The organism is Psychroflexus salis (assembly GCF_014640175.1).
In the GTDB taxonomy this organism is placed as follows: domain Bacteria; phylum Bacteroidota; class Bacteroidia; order Flavobacteriales; family Flavobacteriaceae; genus Psychroflexus; species Psychroflexus salis.
The window spans coordinates 32,457-58,363 of record NZ_BMGL01000008.1 but is presented as its reverse complement, the minus strand read 5'-3'; the positions used below and the strand labels follow the sequence as shown (position 1 = coordinate 58,363).

At 32.0% G+C, this 25,907-nt stretch carries 26 protein-coding genes and 1 pseudogene; 19 read left to right on the top strand and 8 right to left on the bottom strand.

The genetic code is table 11. The features are described from left to right. The 3 genes from IEV63_RS07730 to IEV63_RS07720 are packed head-to-tail and all read left to right on the top strand — an operon-like array spanning position 1 to position 2,500. Entirely contained in the window at positions 1 to 1,014 is a 1,014-nt protein-coding gene (locus tag IEV63_RS07730; protein WP_188406224.1) for a DUF368 domain-containing protein, read from the top strand. A 1-nt stretch (position 1,015) separates the two neighbouring features. Then, a complete protein-coding gene (locus IEV63_RS07725) occupies positions 1,016 to 1,753 on the top strand; it encodes a shikimate dehydrogenase family protein (protein WP_188406223.1) in 738 nt (245 codons plus the stop codon). 3 nt (positions 1,754 to 1,756) lie between these two features. Then, entirely contained in the window at positions 1,757 to 2,500 is a 744-nt protein-coding gene (locus tag IEV63_RS07720) for a succinate dehydrogenase/fumarate reductase iron-sulfur subunit (RefSeq protein WP_188406222.1), read from the top strand. A 101-nt stretch (positions 2,501 to 2,601) separates the two neighbouring features. On the opposite strand, the gene IEV63_RS07715 is transcribed toward IEV63_RS07720, so the two are convergent. Further along, positions 2,602 to 3,411 carry a lysophospholipid acyltransferase family protein gene (locus IEV63_RS07715; protein ID WP_188406221.1) on the bottom strand — a complete coding sequence of 270 codons (810 nt, stop codon included), beginning with the start codon at positions 3,409 to 3,411 and terminating at the stop codon, positions 2,602 to 2,604. A gap of 40 nt (positions 3,412 to 3,451) precedes the next feature. Continuing rightward, positions 3,452 to 4,087: an NUDIX hydrolase gene (locus IEV63_RS07710; protein ID WP_229737208.1), complete on the bottom strand. Its 636-nt coding sequence runs from the start codon at positions 4,085 to 4,087 to the stop codon at positions 3,452 to 3,454. On the opposite strand from IEV63_RS07710, the gene IEV63_RS07705 reads away from it, so the two are divergent. The 5 genes from IEV63_RS07705 (at position 4,075) to IEV63_RS07685 (ending at position 7,873) form a co-directional block, all read left to right on the top strand. Then, a complete protein-coding gene (locus tag IEV63_RS07705) occupies positions 4,075 to 4,806 on the top strand; it encodes a peptidylprolyl isomerase (RefSeq protein WP_188406220.1) in 732 nt (243 codons plus the stop codon). The two genes, IEV63_RS07710 and IEV63_RS07705, sit on opposite strands and share 13 nt — an antisense overlap. Positions 4,807 to 4,885: 79 nt before the next feature. Further along, a complete protein-coding gene (gcvT, locus tag IEV63_RS07700; RefSeq protein WP_188406219.1) occupies positions 4,886 to 5,968 on the top strand; it encodes a glycine cleavage system aminomethyltransferase GcvT in 1,083 nt (360 codons plus the stop codon). A gap of 65 nt (positions 5,969 to 6,033) precedes the next feature. Continuing rightward, positions 6,034 to 6,864 (top strand): sugar nucleotide-binding protein, encoded by an 831-nt coding sequence (locus IEV63_RS07695; RefSeq protein WP_188406218.1) that lies wholly within the window; start codon positions 6,034 to 6,036, stop codon positions 6,862 to 6,864. A gap of 1 nt (position 6,865) precedes the next feature. After that, on the top strand, positions 6,866 to 7,150 hold the full coding sequence (locus tag IEV63_RS07690; protein WP_188406217.1) for a 4a-hydroxytetrahydrobiopterin dehydratase: 285 nt from the start codon (positions 6,866 to 6,868) through the stop codon (positions 7,148 to 7,150). Between the two features lie 90 nt (positions 7,151 to 7,240). After that, complete coding sequence (locus IEV63_RS07685; protein ID WP_188406216.1) at positions 7,241 to 7,873, top strand: NAD(P)H-dependent oxidoreductase; 633 nt, start codon at positions 7,241 to 7,243, stop codon at positions 7,871 to 7,873. 5 nt (positions 7,874 to 7,878) lie between these two features. Here IEV63_RS07685 and IEV63_RS07680 read toward each other — a convergent pair whose 3' ends face one another. Next, on the bottom strand, positions 7,879 to 9,120 hold the full coding sequence (locus IEV63_RS07680; RefSeq protein ID WP_188406215.1) for a protoporphyrinogen/coproporphyrinogen oxidase: 1,242 nt from the start codon (positions 9,118 to 9,120) through the stop codon (positions 7,879 to 7,881). Between the two features lie 315 nt (positions 9,121 to 9,435). On the opposite strand from IEV63_RS07680, the gene IEV63_RS07675 reads away from it, so the two are divergent. After that, positions 9,436 to 9,855, top strand: a complete 420-nt coding sequence (locus IEV63_RS07675) for an arsenate reductase family protein (protein ID WP_188406214.1) — start codon at positions 9,436 to 9,438, stop codon at positions 9,853 to 9,855. Positions 9,856 to 9,976: 121 nt separating this feature from the next. On the opposite strand, the gene yaaA is transcribed toward IEV63_RS07675, so the two are convergent. The 5 genes from yaaA to mfd all read right to left on the bottom strand — a co-directional run bounded on the left by yaaA (position 9,977) and on the right by mfd (position 17,566). Beyond that, a complete protein-coding gene (gene yaaA, locus IEV63_RS07670) occupies positions 9,977 to 10,738 on the bottom strand; it encodes a peroxide stress protein YaaA (protein WP_188406213.1) in 762 nt (253 codons plus the stop codon). A 70-nt stretch (positions 10,739 to 10,808) separates the two neighbouring features. Beyond that, entirely contained in the window at positions 10,809 to 11,909 is a 1,101-nt protein-coding gene (locus tag IEV63_RS07665) for an AMP-binding protein (protein ID WP_188406212.1), read from the bottom strand. A gap of 50 nt (positions 11,910 to 11,959) precedes the next feature. After that, positions 11,960 to 12,910 carry a CPBP family intramembrane glutamic endopeptidase gene (locus IEV63_RS07660; RefSeq protein ID WP_188406211.1) on the bottom strand — a complete coding sequence of 317 codons (951 nt, stop codon included), beginning with the start codon at positions 12,908 to 12,910 and terminating at the stop codon, positions 11,960 to 11,962. Positions 12,911 to 12,914: 4 nt separating this feature from the next. Then, complete coding sequence (locus IEV63_RS07655) at positions 12,915 to 13,946, bottom strand: o-succinylbenzoate synthase (protein ID WP_188406210.1); 1,032 nt, start codon at positions 13,944 to 13,946, stop codon at positions 12,915 to 12,917. Positions 13,947 to 14,149: 203 nt separating this feature from the next. Next, on the bottom strand, positions 14,150 to 17,566 hold the full coding sequence (mfd, locus tag IEV63_RS07650) for a transcription-repair coupling factor (protein ID WP_188406209.1): 3,417 nt from the start codon (positions 17,564 to 17,566) through the stop codon (positions 14,150 to 14,152). A gap of 640 nt (positions 17,567 to 18,206) precedes the next feature. Between mfd and IEV63_RS07645 the strand changes: the two genes are divergently transcribed. From IEV63_RS07645 to IEV63_RS07600, 10 genes and pseudogenes are all read left to right on the top strand, one after another. Next, on the top strand, positions 18,207 to 18,428 hold the full coding sequence (locus IEV63_RS07645) for a hypothetical protein (protein WP_188406208.1): 222 nt from the start codon (positions 18,207 to 18,209) through the stop codon (positions 18,426 to 18,428). Between the two features lie 87 nt (positions 18,429 to 18,515). After that, a pseudogene (locus IEV63_RS07640) lies at positions 18,516 to 19,208 on the top strand (GLPGLI family protein); the annotation flags it as partial. Positions 19,209 to 19,414: 206 nt separating this feature from the next. Beyond that, entirely contained in the window at positions 19,415 to 19,633 is a 219-nt protein-coding gene (locus tag IEV63_RS07635) for a hypothetical protein (RefSeq protein ID WP_188406207.1), read from the top strand. Positions 19,634 to 19,694: 61 nt separating this feature from the next. Continuing rightward, on the top strand, positions 19,695 to 20,393 hold the full coding sequence (locus IEV63_RS07630; RefSeq protein ID WP_188406206.1) for a GLPGLI family protein: 699 nt from the start codon (positions 19,695 to 19,697) through the stop codon (positions 20,391 to 20,393). Between the two features lie 91 nt (positions 20,394 to 20,484). After that, positions 20,485 to 20,730 (top strand): carboxypeptidase-like regulatory domain-containing protein, encoded by a 246-nt coding sequence (locus tag IEV63_RS07625; RefSeq protein WP_188406205.1) that lies wholly within the window; start codon positions 20,485 to 20,487, stop codon positions 20,728 to 20,730. Between the two features lie 359 nt (positions 20,731 to 21,089). Continuing rightward, entirely contained in the window at positions 21,090 to 21,314 is a 225-nt protein-coding gene (locus tag IEV63_RS07620) for a hypothetical protein (RefSeq protein ID WP_188406204.1), read from the top strand. A 51-nt stretch (positions 21,315 to 21,365) separates the two neighbouring features. After that, positions 21,366 to 22,079 (top strand): GLPGLI family protein, encoded by a 714-nt coding sequence (locus tag IEV63_RS07615; RefSeq protein ID WP_188459565.1) that lies wholly within the window; start codon positions 21,366 to 21,368, stop codon positions 22,077 to 22,079. 104 nt (positions 22,080 to 22,183) lie between these two features. Further along, the gene (locus tag IEV63_RS07610) at positions 22,184 to 22,429 is read left to right on the top strand and encodes a hypothetical protein (protein WP_188406202.1); all 246 of its coding nucleotides are present in this window, start codon (positions 22,184 to 22,186) and stop codon (positions 22,427 to 22,429) included. A gap of 4 nt (positions 22,430 to 22,433) precedes the next feature. Then, complete coding sequence (locus IEV63_RS07605) at positions 22,434 to 23,141, top strand: GLPGLI family protein (protein WP_188406201.1); 708 nt, start codon at positions 22,434 to 22,436, stop codon at positions 23,139 to 23,141. A gap of 177 nt (positions 23,142 to 23,318) precedes the next feature. Then, positions 23,319 to 25,901: a peptidase associated domain and porin domain-containing protein gene (locus IEV63_RS07600; protein WP_229737207.1), complete on the top strand. Its 2,583-nt coding sequence runs from the start codon at positions 23,319 to 23,321 to the stop codon at positions 25,899 to 25,901. The last annotated feature ends 6 nt before the right edge of the window (positions 25,902 to 25,907 follow it).

Genomic DNA, 25,907 nt, shown 5'->3' with positions numbered 1-25,907 from the left:
ATGCAAAGCACCCGAACTTTTACCGACAAGTCTTTCCTTTTTTTAAAAGGTTTGGCTATGGGTGCGGCTAATAAAGTTCCAGGAGTATCTGGTGGCGTAGTTGCTTTTGTAGCTGGATTTTACGAAGAATTTATTTATTCGTTACAAAAATTCAACTTAAAAGCCATTAAACTCTTAATTGCTGGTCGGGGCAAAAGTTTTATCACTTATATTAATTTCAATTTTATAAGTATTCTTATTTTAGGAATGACAGTTAGTTATTTTAGTATTTCTAAAATATTAGATTATTTAATCAAGCACTTTGAGCTGTATGTCTGGTCTGCTTTTTTTGGAATGATTATCGGCTCCATTTATTATATAGCAAAAGATTTCAATTTAAAATCTACTAAAAATTTAATTTTCATCTTTATTGGTATTATAGCTGGAATTTTAATTAGTTTATTAGAACCTGCATCTAAAAATGAAAACCTTTGGTTTGTTTTCTTTTGTGGAATTATCTCTGTTTCTGGTATGACCTTGCCTGGTTTGTCCGGTTCATTTATTTTAATTTTATTGGGTAATTATGTGTTGTTGCTTGTCGATTCGGTAAATGCACTTTTCGATACACTCTACGATATTTCTAAATTGGATTTTTCGTTTACAGAAAATAAACAAAGAATTAAACTACTAAAGATACTTACTTCGTTTACAGCTGGGTCTGTTTTTGGCTTAATTAGTTTATCTCACCTATTAGGATTTGTTTTAAAAAACTATAAATCAATTACTTATTCAATAATTATTGGTTTTATTACTGGTAGTTTAGGTGTGGTTTGGCCTTGGAAAAAACCAGTTTTTAAAACTGATGCTGTAGGAAAAATGATTTTAGACTCCAATAACAATAAAATCCTTTCAAACTACCAACGCTATTGGCCAAATTTAGAAGATTCTTCTACTTGGATAGCAATTATTTTTATGTTTGTTGGGATATTTATTGTTTTATCCTTAGCTTGGTATGGTAAAAAGAAAAGGAAATAATATGCGCAAATTTGGTTTACTTGGAAAAGATATAGACTATTCATTTTCAAAAACATTCTTTACAGATTACTTCAAAAAAAACAATATTAAAGCAGAATACATTAATTTTGATGAAGCAGAAATACCAAAATTATCTTCGTTAACTTCAACACATTCTAACTTAGAAGGTTTTAATGTAACAACTCCATATAAGGAAGCAATTATTCCATTTTTAGATGAATTAGATGAAACTGCAAAACGCATAAAAGCAGTGAATACCGTTAAGTTTGAAAACGGGAAATCTGTGGGCTACAATACAGATGCATATGGGTTTATAAGGTCTATTTTTCCCTTAATTGAAAACCACCATGAGCAAGCGCTAATTCTTGGAACAGGTGGCGCTGCTAAAGCTATCGCTTCTGCTTTAAAATCCATGTCTATTGCAACAACATTTGTAAGCAGAAATCCTAAAAATGCTGGAGAAATTGCCTATACAGATTTAACTGAAGAATTATTAAACAAACACTTTTTAATTATAAACTGTACACCAATTGGTACAAGTCCTAATGAAGAAAAATGCCCTGATATTCCTTATGTTTATCTAACTAAAAAACACTTTTTATACGATTTAGTTTACAATCCACCACTCACCAAATTTTTAGCTCTTGGTAAACAAAAAGGGGCCAAGTTAAGTAACGGTTTAAAAATGTTAGAATACCAAGCTTTAAAAGCTTGGAATATTTGGAATGAAAATAAGTAGCTTATGAATTTAAAATTAAAAATTTGGCGCCAACCCAATCGAGCAGCAAAAGGTAAATTCGAAAACTATTTTTTAGAGGGTTTAGATGTAGATATGTCTTTCTTAGAAATGCTTGATTTTTTAAATGAAAAACTTATTTTAGAAGGTAAAAGCCCGGTGGTTTTTGATCACGATTGCAGAGAAGGAATTTGCGGACAATGTGGTTTTATGATCGACGGAATAGCCCATGGTCCAATTCAAAACATCAGTACTTGTCAATTGCATTTACGTGCATTTAAAGATGGGCAAGAATTAGTTTTAGAACCGTTTCGTGCCAATGCCTTTCCAGTAAAAAAAGATTTAAAAGTAGACCGCAGTAGTTTTGATAGGATTATTGGAGCAGGCGGATATGTTTCGGTAAATACCGGTCAAGCTCCAGAAGCTAATTCTATTCCAATAACTCACAAAACAGCCGAAGCTGCATTCGATGCTGCTTCTTGTATTGGCTGCGGAGCCTGTGTTGCAACTTGTAAAAATGCAAGCGCAGCTTTATTTACAGCTGCAAAAATTAGCCACTTAAGTTTACTTCCGCAGGGAAAACTTGAACGTGAAGAACGGGTGGTGAATATGGTTAACCAAATGGATAATGAAGGTTTTGGAAATTGCAGCAATACTTATGCTTGCCAAGTTGAATGTCCACAAGATATTGACGTATTACAAATTGCAAGAATGAATGCTGAATACATAAAAGCTAAAACTAATATTTAATGTATTTAATGTATTTATTGAACTCAAGATATCTATTTAAAATTAAATGCCTTGTTGCAACCTAATAAGACTATTTATTTTGAAATTATTTCGCATAGTTTTTAATCTTTAGCACTATACCTACGTTTTTCATTCAATAATTCTTCTTCTTCCAATTGTTTTTTAGTAAGTACTTTTAAAAATGAAGGATGTTGTTCGATAGCATATTGTAGTTTTTCAACAATTACGTTGACAGTATCATTTTCATAATCAAATTCGAGTGGTTCCTTAATGTGCATACTTTGTAGAATTCCACGCTTTTTTATATTGATACCTTTTTTATCAAAAGATCTTCTAAAACCATCGATTACGATAGGAATTACTATGGGTTTATATTTTTTTATAATATGAGCAGTTCCTTTTCGTATAGGTTTCCAAGGAGTAGTTGTACCTTGCGGAAAAGTAATTACCCAACCATCGTTTAAAGCTTTCCCTATATTGGTAATATCGCTCATTTTTACTTGTCTATTAACTTGCTTGCCTTCAGCACGCCAGGTTCGATCAATACTCACAGAACCTGCGTAAGCTAAAATTTTAGGGAGCAAGCCTCCTTTCATAGTTTCCTTGGCAGCAACATAGTAAATATTCATTTTAGGATTCCACAAATAACCTATGTTTTTTATGTTGTCATTTCGCCCTTTTAAGCTCGCATTAAAAACATGATACATGGCAACCACATCGGCAAAGTAGGTTTGGTGGTTAGAGACAAAAAGCACTTTTGTGTCGGGTAAATCTTTAATAATTTCAGAACCAATTATTTGTAGTTGATTAAAGCCACGATAACGTCTATGAGTTAAAGAACCCATGATTCTGATTAACCATTTCTTTAAAAATAAATAATGTCCAAACGGATTTTGCTTAAATAAGCCCATTGTTCTATTTTAACTTCGCAAATATAGAAAAACCTACAAATTAAAGGCTTTTCAAAAGGTATTTGATTTCACTTAAAATCATTGCTGTTGCACCCCAAACTGTAAAATTATTTAATTTAAAGGCTTTAACATCTATTTGATGTGCATACGAAGTGCTTAAATTTTCTGAAACAAGTACAGAATCGTCTAACAAATCGCTTAATTTAACTTCTATTAACTCCTGCACTTCACTAGTTTGTAGTCTAAAATTTGGTGCTTTATTACAAAATCCAATAAAAGATTTTACCTGAAAATTTGAAGGTGGAATATAAATATCGGTAAGTTGCTTTAATAATTTAACATGGCTTTGCTGCACACCAATTTCTTCTTCACATTCGCGTAAAGCAGTATGGCTAAAATCTACATCTGTGGCTTCAATTCTGCCTCCCGGAAAACTTACTTGATTGGAATGGACACCAGGGTATTTGTTTCTTAAAATCAACGGAAAATAAATTTCGCCAGCCTTGGGATAAAACAAACATAAAACAGCTGCAAATTTTGGTGTTAGCTTTTTAAAATCTAAACTATCTAAGGCTTCTTTTCGAGATAAAGGCATCATCTCTGCATGTGCTTTTCTACCCAATAAAGGATTTTTTTTTATTTTCGTTTCTAAATTAGTAAAGTATGCAGTATTCAAGTTTTTTTATATTTATAATAATAATTATACTTAGCTGTAGTTCCGATAAAAGTACAAAAACCAAATCGACTACAGAATCAAAAAACATTGAAAATATAGAATTTAAAGATGAAATTCCAGATATTAACTTTCCATCTAGTGGAAGAGAAACAAAAGATTTATCGCACATAAAAACGCTTCAACAAGAAGAGTTAATGCCTTTTTTAGAAAAATACGCGCAAGAAAACCAGGAAACAAAAGTTCAAATTGAAACTGAATTTGGTAATATTATTGTTCAGCTTTTTAAAGAACCAATTTATCACCGAGCTAATTTTATTCGACTTACAAAATTAGGGTATTTTAATACTTGTGTATTTCATCGAGTAGATCCAAATTTTGTTGTGCAAGCAGGAAATTCGGACCGTGTACTTACTCGCGATTACCGCACTGCAATTGGTCGGTATTTAATTCCGAGTGAATACACCAACAAATACAAACACAATTATGGTGCTTTTGCCGCGGCCAAGTACAAAAAACAAAATGTAAGTAATGCTTCATCTCCATTTGAATTCTACATCGTAACAAAAAAAGATGGTGCTCACCATTTAGATGGCGAGCACACTGTTTTTGGAAAAGTAATTGAAGGCATGGATGTAGCCGAAAAAATATCTAAAGTAAAAACTGATAATAGTGAATGGCCGATTAGCAATATTGATATAAAAATTAAACTTATAAACTAAACCTAAAATAGAAAATCTTACTTCGATAAGGATAAAGATTTGTTGCTAAACACTTAAGTTTGCAAAAATTATTTTTGGAATGAAAAAAACAGCTTTAAACCATATTCACCAGAAGTTAAATGCAAAATTAGTTGATTTTGCAGGCTACGAAATGCCAGTTTCCTATGCTGGTGTAAACGAAGAACACCAATGCGTTCGCGAAAAACTTGGCGTATTTGATGTTTCACACATGGGTGAATTTTTTGTTGAAGGTCCAGAAGCGCTTCAGCTAATACAAAAAGTATGCAGCAATGATGCTTCAACTTTAAAAGATGGAAAAGCACAATATACTTGCTTACCCAATGAAGCTGGTGGTATTGTAGATGATTTAATTGTGTATCGATTTTCTGAAGAAAAATATTTAATGGTGGTAAATGCATCTAATATTGAAAAAGATTGGAATTGGATTAGCAAATACAACACTTATAAATGTAAATTAACCAATGCTTCAGAAAATTATGCTTTGCTAGCTATTCAAGGACCAAAAGCCGTTGAAGCTATGCAAAGTTTAACTAAAATTAAACTTGCTGAAATCCCTTTTTATCATTTTGAAGTAGCGGAATTTGCTGGATGTAAAGATGTAATTATTTCAGCAACAGGTTACACGGGAAGTGGTGGCTTCGAAATTTATTGCAAAAATGAAGATGCCGAAATTATTTGGAATATGGTAATGCAAGCCGGTGAAGCCTTTGGTATTCAACCCATTGGTTTAGCTGCTCGCGACACTTTACGTTTAGAAATGGGCTTCTGTTTATACGGAAACGACATTGATGAAACCACCTCGCCTATTGAAGCCAAATTAGGATGGATAACTAAGTTTACAAAAGACTTTGTGAATGCTGAAGAATTAAAAAAACAAAAGGAAAACGGAGTAGAAAGAAAATTAATTGCTTTCGAATTAAAAGACAAAGGAATTCCACGTAAGGATTACGAAATAGTTGATGCAGACGAAAAGCATATTGGCCAAGTTACTTCTGGAACCATGTCCCCAACTTTAAAAAAGGCAATTGGATTAGGATATGTAAAAACTACATACAGTAAATTAGGGACAGAAATTTTTATTCGAGTAAGAAAAAAACAACTAAAAGCAGAAGTTGTAAAACTCCCTTTTTACAAAGCCTAGCAAAACCTTTAAAAATAGCCTAAACTGCCATAAAGTCTCTATACTTTTTGGCAGTTTTGTATACTATGGCGAAGTCCAAACAAAAAATATTAATTCTTGGTGTTAGCGGGTTTTTAGGAAAAAATCTGTATAAAGAGCTTTATCCTTATTTTGATGTATATGGTACCTACTGCACGTCTACACAAAAATTAGAAAAAAATAAACAATTTTTTTTATGGAATGCAGAACAAGAATTACCGGGGCTTTTGCTAGACAAATTAAAACCAGATCTCATAATCTCTGCATTTAGGTCGGATTTTAGTGCTCAGGTTTATGCGCATTTTGACATCATAAATTATTTAGTTGCCAACAATAAAAAACTGATTTATATTTCATCGAGTAATGTATTTGATGCCTTTACCAACTATCCATCTTACGAATACGACAAAACTCTCTCGCAAAGCAAATACGGTTTGTTTCAAATAAAAATTGAAAATGCATTATTACGATTGCCAAACCACTTATATAATATTGTACGCATACCCATGATTTTTGGTTATAACTCTCCAAAAATAAATGAGATAAAATGCTTATATGAATTGAATCAACCGCTAGAAGTTTTTCCTAATGTAGTAATTAACGCAACAGTACATAGCAAATTCACTCAACAAATACATTATATAATTAATCGGAATAAACAAGGGGTTTTTCACTTAGGCAGTACAGATTTAATACATCATAATGAGTTAATTGAAGAAATTTGTAATGTACTTCAACTTAAAAACCCTATATTTAAGCAAGTATATAATTCTAACGAAGACCGATTTATAGCTGTTATTCCAAAAGATAACCTATTACCAAAAAACCTTCAAATAAGCATAGAAGAAGTAATCGAAAAATCAATAAAAATTCAATAAAATGGAACCTTTACAAAAAGAAGAAATTGAAAAAGCAATTCAAAATTTAGATGGCTGGGAATACAATGAAAATGCCATTCATACTAAAATAGAGTTTAAAAATTTTAAAGAAGCCTTTTCAGCCATGACAAGGATTGCTTTTGAAGCTGAAGCACAGGCACATCACCCCGAATGGACCAATGTGTATAACCAATTAGAAATTAGTTTAAGTACTCACGATGCTGGCGGTGTTACGCAAAAAGATATCGAAATGGCCACTACCATAGAAACTCTTTTGTTTAATTGATGCTAACATTTAACAAAAGTTCACTTAATTAAAACTTAAGTTGAACATTTGTTTGCTTACTAAACTTACATTTGCATCAAAATTAAAACAATGACCAGTTTAGAAGCATTAAAGTGGCGTTATGCTACCAAAAAATTTGATAATGAAAAATATATTGCAGAACATAAAATTAATATTTTAAAGGAAGCATTCAATTTAACTCCCACTTCTTACGGACTGCAGCCTATTAAAATGCTAGTTATACACAACAAAAGTTTGCAAATGCAACTTCAGAAGGTAAGTTATAACCAAATGCAAGTTTCAACTTGTTCGCATTTACTAGTGTTTTGTATCGAAAAAAAAGTAAACAAAGATTTTATTTTAAAAAACTTCGAGCGCATTAAAGAAGTTAGAGCAACGCCCGATGAAGTTTTAGCCCCATTTAGAGAGTTTTTAATCGATGATTTTTCTAAAAAAGAAGCCGAAGAAATTGAAAATTGGGCAACAAAGCAAGCTTATCTAGCACTTGGAAATATACTTACCGTTTGTGCCTATGAGCAAATCGATGCTTGCCCTATGGAAGGTTTTGAAATTGAAAAATATAACGAGATACTACAGCTTAAACAACAACAATTATCTTCTTGTTTAGTTTTACCAATTGGATATCGTGCAGAAGATGATCAATTTGCCGATTTTAAAAAAGTAAGAAGACCGCTTGAAGAAGTAGTTTACAATGTAAATTAACAAGCTTAATTTACATTTATAAATCCATTTTTAATTTTAGCTATCACAGCTCTGGCTGCAGATTCTCCATTTAACATTGCCGCGTTTAAAGAACCGTTAGATAGTTGGTCTCCAGCTAAAAATATTCTGTCTTTTAATTGTGTTTCAGATGGAGGCATCATATAATTTACGGTATGCATTACTGGAAGTGCTTTTTTTATTTTAAAGTATTTCACAAAACTATCTACTTTTATATCGCAATAGATAGCTAAATCTTCTTCTACTCGATTAATCAGTTCATCTTTAGATAAGTTATGCTGTTTAATAACACTAACTGATAAAAGATAATTATCTGATTTTTTGATAGGTTGATAATGAATATTGTTAACCAAAGCAGCTTCGTCTGCAATTAAACCAATTAATGGTTTTTTAATTACTTTTTCCTTAACCTTAAAATATAAATTTTCAACCGACTTCCAAGCCGATTCTTGATTCTTTAAGTTAGCAATTATAGGCCAGGCTTCGGCAGCAATGATACAATAATCAAAAGCCAAAGTTTTTCCATTAGTTAATACCAATTCGTTGGCTTTTATATGTTCAACAGAAGTATTAAATTCTAGTTCTGTATTTTTTAGCTGCGCGGCTAACTGATTTGGAATAGCTTGAATGCCTTTTTTGGGAATTGCTGCACTGCCTTCGGCAAACATTTTATAGACAAATTCGAATTTCCTGCTGGACGTTGTTAATTCGCTTTCCAGAAAAATTCCTGTAAAAAAAGGTTTAAAAAACTTTTTTATAACTTCATCAGAAAAACCCTTTTCCTTTAAATAAACAAGCGTTGTTGTTTCGGGTGCTAAAAATATATCATCAAAACTTTTCTTTTTTAAAGCCTTGCTTAATTTCAAGATTTTTAGTTTATCTGCAACATTACCGATCTTTGCCAACAAGGTTGGAAATAAAAGAGAAAGTTTGCGACTTGGATCTCCAATGTAATATTTTTTTTGATGATAAAATATACAAGACCCAGGATCAAATTCTACTAGATCTAATAAATTGTAATTCAAATATTTTTTTGCAGCTGGATATTGGGTAAGTAAAACCTGAAAACCATGGTCAAATTGATAACCTTCTCTATAATCGGTTTTTACTCTTCCACCTACTCTATCAGATTGATCTAAAATAACAGAATTAAAACCAGCTTTTTCTAGATTAATAGCTGCAACTAAGCCGCTTACTCCTGCACCAATAATAATAATTTTCTCCTTCATCTAGCTATTAAAATTTTATGTAAAAATAACTCGTTGCACATTATAATAAAGCCTTTTAATTCGAATAAATTTCAGTAAGAAATTTGTATCGAGAACAGCAATTTATACAAAATCTTATTCTCTGTGCAGTTTTTACTATGCATTAAAAAATCGCTCGAATAAACAGATTTTCTTTACTATTCTAGCCAATGCGCCAAAAGTATAAAAGTAAGTATTTCAAGTCATTCTAAAAAGAAGAATTTATTTTATAAATGTTTGTAAATCTTTTAAGCAAAAAAAATAAAGCTTGTATATTGGGGTAAATTAATTTTAACAATGACTAATATTAAAGACATGGGAGTGATTGCTCGAAGTAATAAATTAATAACTATATATTGTCATCCAGAACATCAACTAACTACAAAATGTATAGCTGTTGCAAAAGCAAGTAAAGCAGAAGTACAAATTATTGAAATTGACAAAACCAAAGTTACTGGAACAGAATGGACTGAGTTAGCAGATTTATTAAACTTAAAAATTGAAGATTTAATTGCTAAAAATCACCCTGAATTTTTAAAAATTTACAACAACAATGTAACTTTAGACCCTGAAGATGCTATAAAGCTACTTCAGCATGAGCCGCAAGTTTTGGCTTTCCCGATAGCTATTCGTGGAGATAAAGCTATCCAAGCTAAAAACAGCACAGACATTATGGCCTTACATAAACCCGACTCTAAAGATGCTAAATTGCCTTAAAATTAAACTAATAAATATTGATGCTTTAATAAAGGGAACTAGTATATTTTATGAAAAGCTAACTTAACAAAAAAGCCGTTTCAAATTGAAAAGGCTTTTTTATATTGATCCTTCATATTAACTATCTAATAAAAACAGGTTCATTTACATTATCTGTATATTCTTCACTAAAACGGTAATTATCATAATTAAAACCGAGTAATTCATCAAAATCAGAAACATCATTATCTATTATAAAACGCGTCATGCTTCCTCTTGCTTTTTTGGCATAGAAACTAATAATTTTTAGCTTTCCATTTTTAAAATCCTTAAATACTGGACTAATTAATTTAGCTTTTAATTTAGCTGAATCAATTACTTTAAAATATTCGTTGCTTGCTAAATTGATTAACAAATCTTCTTTTTTCATTTCAGCATTTAAACTTCGCGTAACTTTGTCTTGCCAAACTTCATATAAATTATTATTATGTACTATACCAAACTTAGTCCCCATTTCTAGCCGATAAGCCTGTATTAAATCTAAGGGTTTTAAAACACCATATAAACCGGACAAAATCCGTAATCGGTCTTGCAGTAACTCAATTTTATGTTCAGGAATGGAATAGGCATCAATACCATTATACACATCACCATCAAAAGTATAAATTGCTGGTCTAGAATTGTCTTTAGTATGATTTTCTTCAAATTCTTGAAAACGCGAATAATTTAAATCAGCTAATTTATCGCTTATACTCATAAGCTTGGCAACTTCTTGCTTGGTTAATCTAGCCAATTTTCGTTGTAGTTGTGAAGCTGTATCTAAAAACAACGGACGAGTATATTTCGTTGTTGGCAAATCTGATTCTAAGTTCAATGATTTTGCTGGCGAAACTAAAATTTTCATGAGTCTATTTTCATCAAAAATACGGCAATGCTACTTTAGCTACATAAAATTTAAAAAATCCTTATGAAAACTAATTTACAGAATTTGAAATGCCTGCTTTAATTGTTGCTGAACGGTGAACTTTAGCAGTGCGTGTTTTTTTAAATTCTGCAACCACAATAATTTGTTTAGGCACTTCAAACTTATCTAAAGTATCTATCTCCTTTATTGTTTCCTGAATAGCTTGCTCTTCATTTGGGTTTGTACTCTCTACAAACAAAACTACTTTTTCACCAAGGTTTTCATCTGGAACTCCAGCTATAAAAAATGGTTTATGTATATGCAATTGAAGCTTTTTTTCGACTTGTTCGGGATGAATTTTTACTCCACCTGAATTAATTACATTATCTAGTCTTCCCTTCCAATAAAAACGAATATCATCTACCAATTCAACTACATCTCTAGTTACCACTGGCTCGTCTGTTATTTTTGGTGCAGTAACTACCAAACAATTTTTATCGTTTACAGTAAAACTTACATTTTGAAGAGCTTTTAATGGTTTCAATTTAGTTTTTGTTGAAGAATTTAAACGCCTAGTTGCAATATGGGTTATTGTTTCCGTCATGCCATAAGTTTCAAATACTTTGGTAGGAATATCTTGAATTTTCTTTAACAAGCTTTCTGAAATGGGTGCACCACCTACAATCACCTTTTTAATGAAATGTATTTTATGAAGAGAATTGCTTAATTGGTGTGGGGTTAAAGCAGCAAAATCGTATTCTTTTTCTACTTGTGCTAAAGCATTTGCTTTTGGTTCTACTAAATCTAAATGCCAACCTAAAACCATGGCTCGAATTAACATCATTCTACCAGCAACATAATTAGCAGGAATACAACACAAAGCCTTGGTTTTAGCAGGAAGTTTAAATCGTTTAGCTGTAGCGATAGCACTATTTTTCATCTTATCGCGATGCACAAACATTTCTTTTACTTCACCAGTTGAACCTGATGTACGCAACTTCATTTGTTCGTAATTATCGTTAAACCAATCCAATAAAAAATTTCCTATTAATTCTTCATATTCGATTCCTTCTTTTATGAAGCTGTACGCAACTGGATAAATTTCAGTTTCGTTATAATGATAACCATTCAGTTTAAAATCGGGATGAATGGGGATGATATTGTCTAGCATATTTTCTTATTTAATAATGCATAAATGTAGAAAAAATAAACAATACTTTATTAAATATTTCCTATTTCTACAGGTTGGTTTACTTTGCCAAATAGTTTTTTATTCCAATCTTTCCACTTATAAATTTTAGCAAGAACAATAATATAAATTGGATAAATTACCAATACAGGAAAAAGTACTTCAAAATTAGCGCTTGGTTCTGCCAACGAAATAAAAATAGATTCGGTTTGGAAAGCGGTCCAGTCGGCAGTTACTAATAAAGCAGTTACTAAATTATTAGCAGCATGAAAACCCATTGAAAGTTCTAGACCTTCATCCATTAAAGCGAAAATAGCTAATAGAAAACCTGTGCCAATATAACTAAGCATAATAATATTTCCTATTTTATCTACTTCGGGATTAAAAAAGTGAAGCATGCCAAAGCCTACCGAAGTAAGTATAAAAGGCACCGCTCTATTTTTAAAAATTACACCCAAACCTTGCATTAAATAGCCTCGAAAATAAATCTCTTCAAAACTGGTTTGAATAGGTACTAAAATAATTCCTATTGCAGCTAAAATTAAAAAAGGAACTAGTTGAAAATTTAATGCATAATCTTCTGGATTGTAAAAATAATCAACAATTGTAACCCCTATAATAAAAACCCCAATTAACGAAAAACCAACAAAAAAACGTTTCCAATCAAATCTTTTACGACTTGTAATAACCTCTATAAATTTTTGTTGATGTATAAATTTTACAACAAACCAAACCCCTAAAAATCCAAACACAAAAGATAAAAGCATTAGAAAAAAAGTTAAGTTTTTACTCAAAGTATTCATCATAACAGAAAAATCGCCTGCTGATGCTACATCTTTACCATCTTGATATAATTGCCAAGAAACGGCACCAAGAAATGGAATACTTCCAAATTGCCAGATTACAAAAATTAAAACAGTACCTACAATATAGCGCCACGCATCGTGTTCAGCTTTAAAGGCTTGTGCAATAAAATCTCTCATTTATTTAAATTTTACCCCAATTTAAATTGGGATTATACCATAATTTTTCGCCTTTTACTTCTAGTGGAGACGGAATGTTGTTGGTATACAAACTTCCTGTTCCTAAACCTTGTGGCATGTTATTTTGCAAAGTTTGTGTAAACTGAGCAATGCCACTTAAACCAATATTACTTTCTAAAGCACTGGTAATCCACCAACCTACTTTTTGTTGTTCTGCCAAATCTATCCAGTGTTTTGTATTTGCAAAACCACCTACCAAACTCGGTTTTAAAATAATGTATTGCGGCTGTATGGTTTGTATTAATTCTTGACGATTTGTTACATTAAACACTCCAATTAATTCCTCATCTAAAGCAATAGGCAAAGGTGTTTTTTCACAAAGTTGGGCCATTTGTTTCCACTGATTGGCTTTTATGGGTTGTTCTATACTGTGTAAATCGAGTTCACTCAGGTATTTTATTTTTTCAAAGGCATCATCTGGATGAAAAGCGCCGTTAGCATCTACCCTTAATTCTACTTCATCGGCTGTAAATTGAGCTCTAATTTTTTTCAATAAATCTAATTCTGCTTCAAAATCGATAGCACCAATTTTTAACTTTACACAGCTAAAACCTAGTTGCAACTTTTCTTCGATTTGCTCTTTCATAAAAGAAAAATCGCCCATCCAAATCAAGCCGTTGATTGTGATTCCTTGTTTTCCTTGGGTAAAATTAGAAGGAAATAACTCGTAAGGATTAGCGGCTGCTAAAGATGCAAAAGCCATTTCTACACCAATTTGTATCGACGGAAATTCAATTAATTCTGTTAGTAATTTTTCTTTTCCTAAATAAATATTTTGGCAAGTCCATTTTAATTTCTCTTCATAATCTGGGCGGTCGTCTACAGACAAACCGCGCAAAATTCCGCACTCTCCTATTCCAAAATTATTTTTGTCTGAAATTTTAATGAACCACGTTTGTTTGGTTTTTAAAATTCCACGCGATGTTCCACTTGGACGTTTAAATTGAAGTGTATGTTTTTGGTAAGTTGCTTTCATGCATATTTCTTTAAAAAATCTATATCGAATCTAAGATAACTAGACTGTAAAAATTTAATACTTAAATTTATTTTCAATTAACATTAGTCCTTTTTGTTTGCCACGAATAAAATCATTAATTATTTGTTCACTTAAATTTTATTAATAGCAGTTTAGTGATAAAAATTTGGATGGTGGGTTGTGTAACTATAACGTTCATTAATCTATCTTTCTGAAACATCCATAACATCTGTATTTTGTTCTTCTTTGGGCAATAATTCTTCAAAAACAGCAAGTGCATGTATTGCTTTTTGAATACAAGTTATTTCACCAAAACTCACTATTAATCGAAGTCCGTTGCGCGTTTGCTTCTCTTTTATCTGGCACATTTGATGGTTTTGCTGCACCAATTGCATTACTCGCATAAAACGCTGTGTTTGATAAAATTCAGATTGTTGGTCGGCTACAAAGTAACCAATCATTTTATGTTGCTTCAAAATTACTTTTTCCAAGCCCATGGCATTGGCAATCCATTTAATCCGAACGCTATCTAATAAATCTTTTGCTTCATTAGGCAAGCTTCCAAAACGGTCTTTCAACTCATTTTCAAAAGCTACCAATTCTTTTTCATTAGCTACATTTCCTAATTTAGCATACAGATTAAGTCGTTCTTTAATGTTGTTTATGTAATCGTCGGGAAATAAAATTTCAAAATCCGTATCGATTTGCGTTTCTTTTACAAAGACTTTATCTTCTTTGCTTTCTTCTGTGTACAAATCTTTAAACTCTTTTTCTTTTAGTTCTTGTATGGCTTCATTTAATATTTTCTGGTAGGTTTCAAAACCAATATCGTTAATAAATCCACTTTGCTCACCGCCTAGCAAATCTCCAGCTCCACGGATTTCCAAATCCTTCATAGCAATTTCGATTCCGCTTCCTAAATCAGAAAATTGTTCAATGGCTTGAATTCGTTTTCGGGCATCTGGCGTCATGTGATGTAAAGGTGGTGTAACGAGATAACAGAAGGCTTTTTTGTTGCTTCGCCCTACCCGTCCGCGCATTTGGTGTAAATCTGAAATTCCAAAATTATTGGCATTGTTGATGAAAATGGTGTTGGCGTTGGTTACATCCAAGCCGCTTTCAATAATAGTAGTAGCCACCAAAACATCAAACTCGTTATTCATGAATTTCAGCATCAACTGCTCCAGTTTTTTACCATCCATTTGTCCGTGACCAATTCCAATTTTGGCATCGGGAACAAGTCGTTGTATTAAGCCCGCTACTTCATTGATATTCTCAATACGGTTGTTGATGAAAAATACTTGTCCACCACGTTGAATTTCATAGGAAACCGCATCACGAATCAATTCTTCTGAAAAACGAATTACGTGGGTTTCGATAGGATAACGATTGGGCGGCGGTGTTTTAATGGTCGACAAATCCCGAGCGGCCATCAAACTAAATTGAAGCGTCCGCGGGATAGGTGTTGCCGTTAAAGTAAGCGTATCGACATTGGCTTTGATGGTTTTGAGTTTGTCTTTTACTGAAACTCCGAATTTTTGCTCTTCGTCGATAACCAACAAGCCTAAATCTTTAAATTTCACATTTTTGTTCACCAGTTGATGGGTTCCGATGACAATGTCAATTTTCCCAGCTTCTAAATCGGCTAAAACTTGGCTGCGTTCTTTTGCCGTTCTAAATCGGTTTAAGTAATCTACCGTTACAGGAAAATCTTTCAAACGTTCATTAAAGGAATTGTGGTGCTGAAAAGCTAAAATGGTAGTGGGTACCAAAACAGCCACTTGTTTACCATTATCTACCGCTTTAAATGCCGCACGAATAGCAACTTCTGTTTTGCCAAAACCAACATCGCCACAAACCAATCTATCCATGGGCTGTGGACTTTCCATGTCTTTTTTTACATCTTCGGTAGCAGCACTTTGGTCGGGTGTGTCTTCATACATAAATGAAGCTTCCAACTCGTGTTGCAAATACGAATCGGGATGGTATTGAAAACCTTTTTCTAATCTGCGTTTAGCATACAATTGAATTAAATCGAAAGCGATTTTCTTGACTCTGGTCTTGGTTTTTTGTTTTAAACTCTTCCAAGCTTTACTACCTAATTTATAAATTTTTGGTGCTTTACCATCTTTTCCATTAAACTTAGAAATTTTATGAAGCGAATGAATACTTAAATACAAAATATCGCGATCGCCATACACCAATTTGATGGCTTCTTGTTTATTTCCTTCAACATCAATTTTTTGAAGTCCACCGAACTTCCCGATTCCATGGTCGATGTGGGTTACATAATCACCAATTTCTAAGCTGGTCAATTCTTTAATAGTCAGTGCTTGCTTTTTAGCAAAACCACTCTTCAATTTGAATTTATGGTAGCGGTCGAATATTTGATGGTCGGTGTAGCAAAGCAACTTATTATTGGCATCTACAAAACCTTCATGCAAGGAAAAAACCAAGGTTTGGTAAGCTACTTTTTGGTCTTGGTCGTCAAAAATATCATGAAAACGCTTGGCTTGTTGTTGACTTATACAAGCAATGTAATTGGTAAAACCTTCTTGGTTGCGTTGGTTTAAATCTTCAATTAATAAATCGAATTGCTTATTGAAACTAGGTTGTGGTTTTTGGTTGAAATCCAATACCGCTTGAGCTTCAAATTTTGTTTGGCTACTGACTTCAACAAAGCTGAATTTTTCAAATTGCTTGGCAATGACTTCTGCATTACAAAACAAATCTTTTGGTGGACTTTGTTTTAATTCTGAATCCAATTCCGCATAGGCTTTTTCAGCTTTGGAAAATAAATCATCTAACTTGGCTTCCAACAGCGATACATTTTTACTAAAAATGATGGTTTTAGCCGAAATGAATTTCAGAAACGACTCACGTACTTCGTCCAATTGCTTGTTTTCCACATTCGGCATAATGCCTATTTTATTCTTGGTTTGGTTAGAAAGTTGGGTTTCTACATCAAAAGAGCGAATGCTTTCCACTTCATCACCAAAAAACTCGATTCGGTAGGGTTCGTCGTTACTGTAAGAAAACACATCAATAATTCCACCGCGAACTGAAAATTCACCCGGTTCGGTAACAAAATCTACACGTTTAAAGTGGTATTCAAATAAAACTTCGTTGATGAAGTCCAAACTCAATTCTTCACCGACATTGATTTTTAAAATGTTTTTGTCCAGTTCTTTTTTGGTGACTACTTTTTCAAAAAGCGCTTCGGGATAACTAACAATCACAGAAGATTTTTTTCTGGAATTGATGCGGTTGAGCACTTCCGCACGAAGCAAAACATTGGCATTATCGGTTTCTTCGCCAGCAAGCGAATCGATGTGATAGGGTCTGCGGTAACTTCCAGGGTAAAAAAGCACGTCTTTTTCGCCGATTAATCCTTCTAAATCGTTGAGATGATAGGCTGCACTTTCTTTGTCTTCCAATAAAATTAAAAATGGAACATCGCTTTGTTTAAAGGCTTCTGCCAGCAAAATAGAAAAACCTGAACCGACTATGTTTTTCAATTGAAGCTTAGGATGTTGTTCGGATTGTGACGCAAAAATCCCCATCAATTCCGAAAATTGTGGGGAGTCTTTAATGGACTCGCTTAGTTTGGATATGCTCATGCCGCAAATATAATTAGTTTGCTAGCTTAATGGACTACAATTTTAAATTTGACAATTATTTAATAGCGGTGTAGGTGTTATGGTAATCTTGCATTGTAATCTATTATACATGGTGTAGCGTAAGAAAAATCAAAAGGTGAACACCTGATAATCAAAAAATTAATTAAAAAAAGTTTGCTACATTGTTTTTTTTTTTTTTTATAAATTTGAAATGTAAAACCGATAAAAATTGTCACTATTCATCAAAAATTAACAATAAAAAAGTATTGATAAGGCAGGAAGCAATACACACCAAGTCGCTAAAAAAAAGCCCCTGCATATGCAAAGGCTTAATTAGCGGAAATATGAAAAAACATACATCCACATCCAAATACAAATGTACGTTTTTTCATGATGACCTATACTGATTCTGTTTTAAATTTACTCAGGATAAAAATAATGGATTTTTGTTATAGGTAAGGCGTAAAAATCAAGCATAGCCTTAGCTACGGTTTATTTTTACAACGAAACATAGGGCAAAAAGACACATTTTTATTGATTAAATTTGAGGCAGAAACAGTATCTAACCAATTTCTATAAAAGAAAGTTGGATTATCGTTCCAAGATGGGAACAACAAATAAAATTTAAAAATTTATCAAAATGAAAAAATTAGTATTAACTTTAGTATTGGGTGTATTCGCTTTTGGAAGCAGTGGGTTTGACACACAAGAACTACAACAAGATCCTAGCCAAGATTGCTTGAATGACGCATGGGATTATGGGACAAGAGCAGCGAGCCTACTTGTGTACCCAAACACAGAAGAAGCAAGAAATCAATTTGCTTATTTAGCAATGGAATATTATATCGAAGAAAATTGTTAAAATTTAAATCTCTTATTTATATTTATATTATAGATATGGATAAGAGATTTTTAATACCCATTTAAATGACTAAATACATTTTATTTTTTTTTTATTTTTATAAATATTACAGCAGCTCAAAATCATGGTAAAGCCATTTATAAAATTAAATACAATATAAATCTTGATTCTGTATTCAATGATACTAAAGGAGAAAAAAAAGAAAAATTCAAAAAAACTTTTTTTAAAACAATTGAAAATACAGAAAAACAGAAATTTTCATTAATTTTTAAAGATAATGTATCTTATTTTTCAATGGTTGAAAGAATGGATTCAGATCATGACGAAATTGAATCAAAATTTGTCAAAAAGTTATATCCAGATCATTATTTTTATTTCAAGGAAAATAATTTATTTAAAGTACAAAAAGGATTTAATAAAAATGGTTATTTAGTAGATATCAATAAAATTATTGATGTCTCAAAGTTAGATTTTAAAGATGGGGCTTTTAACAAAAAAATCAATGGTTTTGATTGTTCCTTGGCTTTATATGAAGATAAAGAAATAACAAAGATATGGTTCACAACAAATATTAACAAACCTTTTGGTCCGCTTACATATGTCGGATTGCCAGGATTAGTGGTAAAAGTTGAAACCCCTAATGGAATTATAATAAACTTAGAAAAAATTACATTTAAAAAACAAAAAGATATTACTATTCCTGATGATTTAGAAAAAATCACAGAAGAAAAATTCAATGAGATAGTAAAACAAGCCTTAGGTAGATATAATAACAATTAAACCAATAAAATATGTCAATTTTCTGCAACTAATCTAAAAAAGAGAAAGCTCCTACAAAGTAGAGGCTCCTCACCGTTAATGCATGTAAAACATACATCCACTACCAACTACAAATGTAGGTTTTTTCATGATGAACCTTACCACCATAACAAAAGAGCTGGGAAAATTCATAAAATTATTTAGAAACATAATAAAATTTACAGATTATGAAAAAATTACTTTTAACCTTAACATTAGGTACAATAGCATTCGGTACTAGTAGTTTCGAAACATATGTTAGTCCACAGTCTGACTCTGTACAAGAAGCAAGAGCAATAGTTCAAAATACTGCTGATCAATTTGGTGATGATTTGAATGGAGAATACCACGAATTGTACCTTTGGGCATACATGAATATTTACACAGATTGTATAGAATCCTTGTAGCCAATAAACATTTTTCAATAAAGCCTTGGAACATAGCTTTCAAGGCTTTAAACTTTTACATATGAGACATCTTTTTTTAATATCATTTTTTTTTATTTTATCAATTTCTTTCGCTCAAGTTGCAGGAACAATATCGTATACTTTATCTTTAGATAAAGAACGGGCAACCAAAAAGATAAAAAATAATAAGAGTGATAGCAACAGTAACCTGTTTATTTTAAAACAAATAAATGAATTTGAAAAAGTAGAAGCCAAATTAATTTTCAACAAACATGAATCTAGTTATAAAGTAGTTGAAAGTTTGGATTCAGATAGCAATAATAATTTTAATTTATTTGAAGCAAAAGCTGGTGCCAAATCAGAATTTTATTCAGACATTTTAAATGATATCTATTTTTACACTAGTTTGTTTGATGATAGTCAACTAGTTGCATATCCTAAGTTTAAATGGAATATAAAAAATGAATTTAAAAACATACTAGGTTTTGAATGTCAAAAAGCTGAAATTATTTCCAGTGATGACAAAAATAGAGTTGCTTGGTTTACTAAAGATATTTCAGTGCCTTTCGGACCACTTCGCTACCATGGTTTACCTGGCTTAGTATTGCTTTACGAAGAAGATGGAGGACTTTTAATTTTAGAAGCTGTTGATATAAGTTTTGATGACCATATTGAAATTAAAAAGCCAGAGGGGAAACTTACTGATGAAGAATCTCACAAAAAAGATTTAAGAAAAAAATCTTCACTTTACGAAAATTAGGTAAAATCAAATTATATATAAAAATGTGATAAATTTCCATTGATAAAATATTAATTAAAATAATTTCACGATCAATTAGAGAACTTATTTATTGAAAAATTTAAAATACTTTTTCTTAATTCTATTCACTACAACTGCTTTCGCCCAAAACCTAACCGGCGTAATACAAGACAGCACAGGTATAGCTTTACCCTACACTAATCTCATTGCAAGCCCTATAGAAAACTCCGATGCACAAATCACCTTTTCTATAAGTGATGAAAAAGGTAGATATAAGTTGGAGCTGAAAAAAGCCATTCCCTACAAAATTGAAATTACCCATATGGGGTTTCTATAAAGCCTATTTGACTTGCATAGAATAAAGAAATCACAAAACAATTTAACACTTCTTAATTGTCTGATTATCAATAATAAAAAAAAAAAAAAATCAATTTTTCCCTTGCTAGAATAGTTTTTTTTAACTTAATTTGAAGTGTAAACCAATAAAATATGTCAATCTTCTGCAACTAAACAAAAAAAGAGAAAGCTCCTACAAAGTAGAAGCTCATCATCGTAAATGCATGAAAAACATACATCCAAAACTCAAATACAAATGTACGTTTTTTCATGATGACCTCAACCACTTTCTGTAAAAGAATGTTGGAATTACGTTCCGAGACGGGAACAGAAAATTAAAATTTTAAAAATTTAGAAATTATGAAAAAATTAGTATTAACTTTAGTATTAGGCGTATTTGCTTTTGGAAGCAGTGGGTTTGTTACAAATGATAATGACCCAATAACAGTAATTAAAGACTGTAACGAATTACAACATGTAATTTTTGCTTTTTACTATAATAATGGTTGGGGTAGCGACTATGCATGGGATAGGAGCATAAGATCTTATGAAAGATGTGAGGCTAGAAAACTATTAGGTAATTAATCAAACACACTAATCCTATACATAATAGGATTAGTGTTTATTTCACAATTTATGATAAAAATAAAGTTTATATCTGCAATTTTTTTTGTGACTAGTATTATTTTTTCTCAACCCAATAGTGGTGAAATTACTTATGGTCAAAATGTTATCAAAATGGTAATTGACACTACTTCAATTAATGATTCGTATGTCAAAAAAATATTAGTTGAGCAATATTATGAGAAGCAAAAAGCACTGAAAGCAGACGACCCTTATTACTCGCTTCAATTTAATGGAGAAAAATATGTTTTTAAAAGGCTAAATTTCATGGACAATGATGCTTATGGAAAAATAACCAACCAATTGGCAAAAGGAACTTATTTCATAAACACACAAAAAAACTCTATTTATCATAAGGGTAATTTTATGGGAGAAGATCTAATAATATATTACAATAAACAGCCCTACAAATGGGAAATTAAAAACGAACATAAAATTATACGAGGTTATAATTGCATAAAAGCAGAAACAATAAAAAGAAATGAAAAGGGAGTAGAAACAAAAGTGACAGCTTGGTTTACCACCGAGATCAATTTAAATTTTGGTCCAAAAAATTACTTTGGCCTTCCCGGATTAATTATAGAATTATATGAATTAGATAGTGTCTATTATTTGAAAGATATAAAATTTAAAAGTATAAAATTGAATGAAATTAATTCTAAAGACAAAAAAATAATTACTTATGATAAATATATATCAAAAGTGAATGGTAATATCAGATTCTAAATAGTATTGAAAACTAACTTTTTAAGAAAAAATAAAATTTGTTTGTTACAAGAGAAAGTTAAAATACCGTTCCGAGATGTTACAAAATTTAAAAATTAATCAAAATGAAAAAATTAGTATTAACTTTAGTATTAGGCGTATTTGCTTTTGCGGCAAGTGGGTTTAAATCGGATAATTTAAATGACGGATGTCATGACTATGCTTTTGGTGCTGTAAATGCAGAACAAGAGGCATTTGGCGAAATTTATGATTATGGTGATTATTATAATGCTTATTATTGGTATTACAACATTTGTGTTGGTGCACCTACATTCAACTCAGATCTATTAACTCCTGTAATAGTAAAATAATATTATGTTAAAAAATATACTGTTATTTTTAATTAGCTTCCAAGCTTTTTCTCAAGGCTTGGAAGTTACTTATGGAAAGATATACACAAAAGATATAAGTCAAATAGAGAATATTGGACTAAGGAGTAGAGCCAGTGATTTAAAAAAAAATGTAGGGAATATTAAATATAGTTTAAAAATAAACAATTTAAAAAACAAATCATGGTTTAAGTATATTGAACAAATGGGCAGTGACTTTGGACAAAATAACCAGTTTCAAATTAGCATAGGTTTACCAACTGAGGAGAATTTTTACAACCAAAAAAATAATAATAATATTTCTTTGGAGGAAATTAGTGGCACAACCTATTATATTAATTATAGAAATGTTGAATTCGAATGGGAGTTTAATGGGAATAAGAAACGAATATTAGGTTATGAATGTAAAGAAATTGATCTAATCTATTTTATAAATGATATCAGAGGCAATAAAAAATTAAAATATAAGGTTTGGTTAGCCACAGAATTACCTACAGGATATGGTCCTTCGATTTTCACTAACTTCCCAGGTTTAGTTCTTGGTTATAAGTCAGAAAATTTCGAAATAATTGCAGAAGACTTATCAATTATAGAAAATCCTGAAATAAATTTTCCAAATGAAGAAATTATTATTAGTTTGGAAGATTTTAAAAAGCTAATGAGTGATATGATTGATAGTTTACATGGAAAATAATTTTTCTAAATTAACTCTGAAGCGAGCATTTTAAAATTATAAACGAAATTTTATGCATAATTAAACAAAATATCTAATTTGCACCAATTCCACTTCAAAATATTTCTTCTTTTTCTTTTCTGCTCAATAACAACTTTCGCCCAAACCCTAACCGGCACAGTCCAAGACAGCACAGGTATGGCCTTACCCTACACCAACCTCATTGCAACACCTATAGAAAATCCCGATGCACAAATCACCTTTTCCATTTCTGATGAGTTAGGGCGGTATAAGTTGGAGCTGAAAAAAGCCATACCCTACAAAATTGAAATTACCCACATGGGGTTTTCAAAAATTACTGACACCCTACAAATTGAAGAAAGTACCACCAAAAATTACACCTTACTAGAAAGCAACGAAAGTCTAGAAGCGGTGTTGGTAAAAGCTGAGATGGCAGTTATTGTGAAGGAAGATACCATCACCTACCGTACCGACCAGTTTAAGACTGGAGACGAGCGCAAACTCCGCGACATCTTAAAAAAACTCCCCGGTGTAGAAGTAGATAGAGAAGGCAACGTAACCGTTAATGGTAAACAAGTTACCAAACTCATGATTGAAGGCAAAGAATTCTTTTTTGGCGACCCCAAACTCGGCGTCAACAACATTCCCGCCGATGCGGTAGATGAAGTAGAAGCCTTAGACAATTATTCGGAAGTGGCTTTTTTAAAAGGGTTAAAAGATAGCGATAAAATGGCGCTCAACATCAAACTAAAAGAAGGCAAGAAAAAATTTGCTTTTGGAGACATCGAAACAGGCGCTGGACATGAAGATCGGTATTTGGTTAATCCTACCCTATTTTACTACAGCCCCAAAACATCGGTTAACTTTATAGGCGATTTTAACAATGCTGGGCAAAAATCCTTTAGTATGAGCGATTACATCAATTTTGAAGGCGGTTATGCTGATATGATCGACCGTCCAAACGCATTTTCCATTTACCGAGACGATTTTGCCCAGTTTCTTAATCAGCAGGATTTTGTGTTCAATCAAAACGATTTTGGAGCAGGAAGTTTATCGCAAGATTTGGGCAGAAATTGGCAACTCGATGCCTATTCTATCATCAATCGTGGCATTGTCGAAACCCAAAACAGCAGTGACATTACCTACCAAACCGGCATGGCAGAAGATGAATTGCGTACCCAAGAAAGCGAGCAGGAAATGTTATTTAGCATCAATAAAGCCAAACTACGGTACGATAACATTAAGGATTTAGATATGTTTATCGATTTGTTGGTCAAAACTTCTGATGCCGATAGCCAATCTACTTTAAATTCGCTTACCGCTTCTCGAGAAAATTTTGTGGTTACAAACCAATCGCCTAGAAAGTTAGATGTCTCCAAAACCATGAGCATCAACAAGCAATTTTCCTACAAACACACCACCAGTATCAATACCAAATTGCAATATGTAGAAAGTGAAAATACCCAAGATTGGTTGTTTAATCAACCTGTTTTTTCAAATCTGATTCCGTTTCAACCCGATGGTGACAGCTTCAACTTACTGCAAAACAACCGCAGCATCACCCGAGCTGCCCAAATTGACGTGAAGCATTATTGGGTCTTGCACAACTTTCACCATATTTATCCTGTGGTGGGTACGGATTATTTTAGTCAATATTACGGCAGTAACGATGCACAAATTCTTGAAGATGGAAGCGTGAATCCCTTTCAAGAAGCAGGCTTCAACAACGACTTAGATTTTCGTTTGCTCGATGCCTATGCGGGGTTTCAGTATAAAACCAAAATTGGAGACTTGACTATTCGCCCAGGTGTAATTGCACATTCCTTTCATTGGAGTACAGCACAATTTGATGAAACACAAGTAAATCAACAAAAATTTGCTTTCTTACCCGAGCTGATGATGAAATACGAGTTCAATTCCAGTAAAAAACTCAATTTCGATTACAATCTGCGTACCCAATTTGGCAATGTACAGCAATTCGCCAATCGTTTGCGATTAATGAACTTCAACAGCTTGTATCGAGGTAATGAAGAATTAAAAAATCAACTGTATCATCAATACCGTTTACGGTATTCTAATTTCAATATGTTTAAAGGCTTATTTTTGAATGCATCTGTTAATTACAATCGCCGTTTTCAAAGCATCCGCAACCAAACTGAAATTGAAGGCATAGACCAAGTAAACACCAGTATTTATACTGATTTACCCGAAAATTCGTACAGCTTCAATAGTTCAGTTTCAAAATTGATTAGAAAATTGCGTTTTGGCATTTCTGGTGGCGTAACTTTAAGCGATTACTCCCGCATCATCAATGAAGAAATTATCGATTACAATTCCAATTCATACAATTATGCCTTCACTTTTAGTACACGATTTAAAGAAAAATGGCCCAATGTAGAATTGCGTTTTCAGCAGTTTTATAATGATTTAAGTTCGGTGGCTATCGATAATCAATTTATACAAACTTCGCCCAACATTAATGTGAGTTATCGTTTTTTTGAAGATTTTTTATTCAAAGCCGATTACCAATACAATCATTATAAAAACCGAACCCAAAACCAAAGTAATGTTTTTGAAATTGGAAGCGCCAGTTTACTTTATGGAAAAGAAGATAGCCCATGGGAAATTGGTATAGAAGCCACCAACCTATTTGATGTACGTTTCAAAAACAACAACTCTGTCAATCAATTTTTGGTGAATGACCAACGAATATTTATTCAACCTAGAATCATCATGTTGAAATTGAATTATAGGTTATAAAATAAG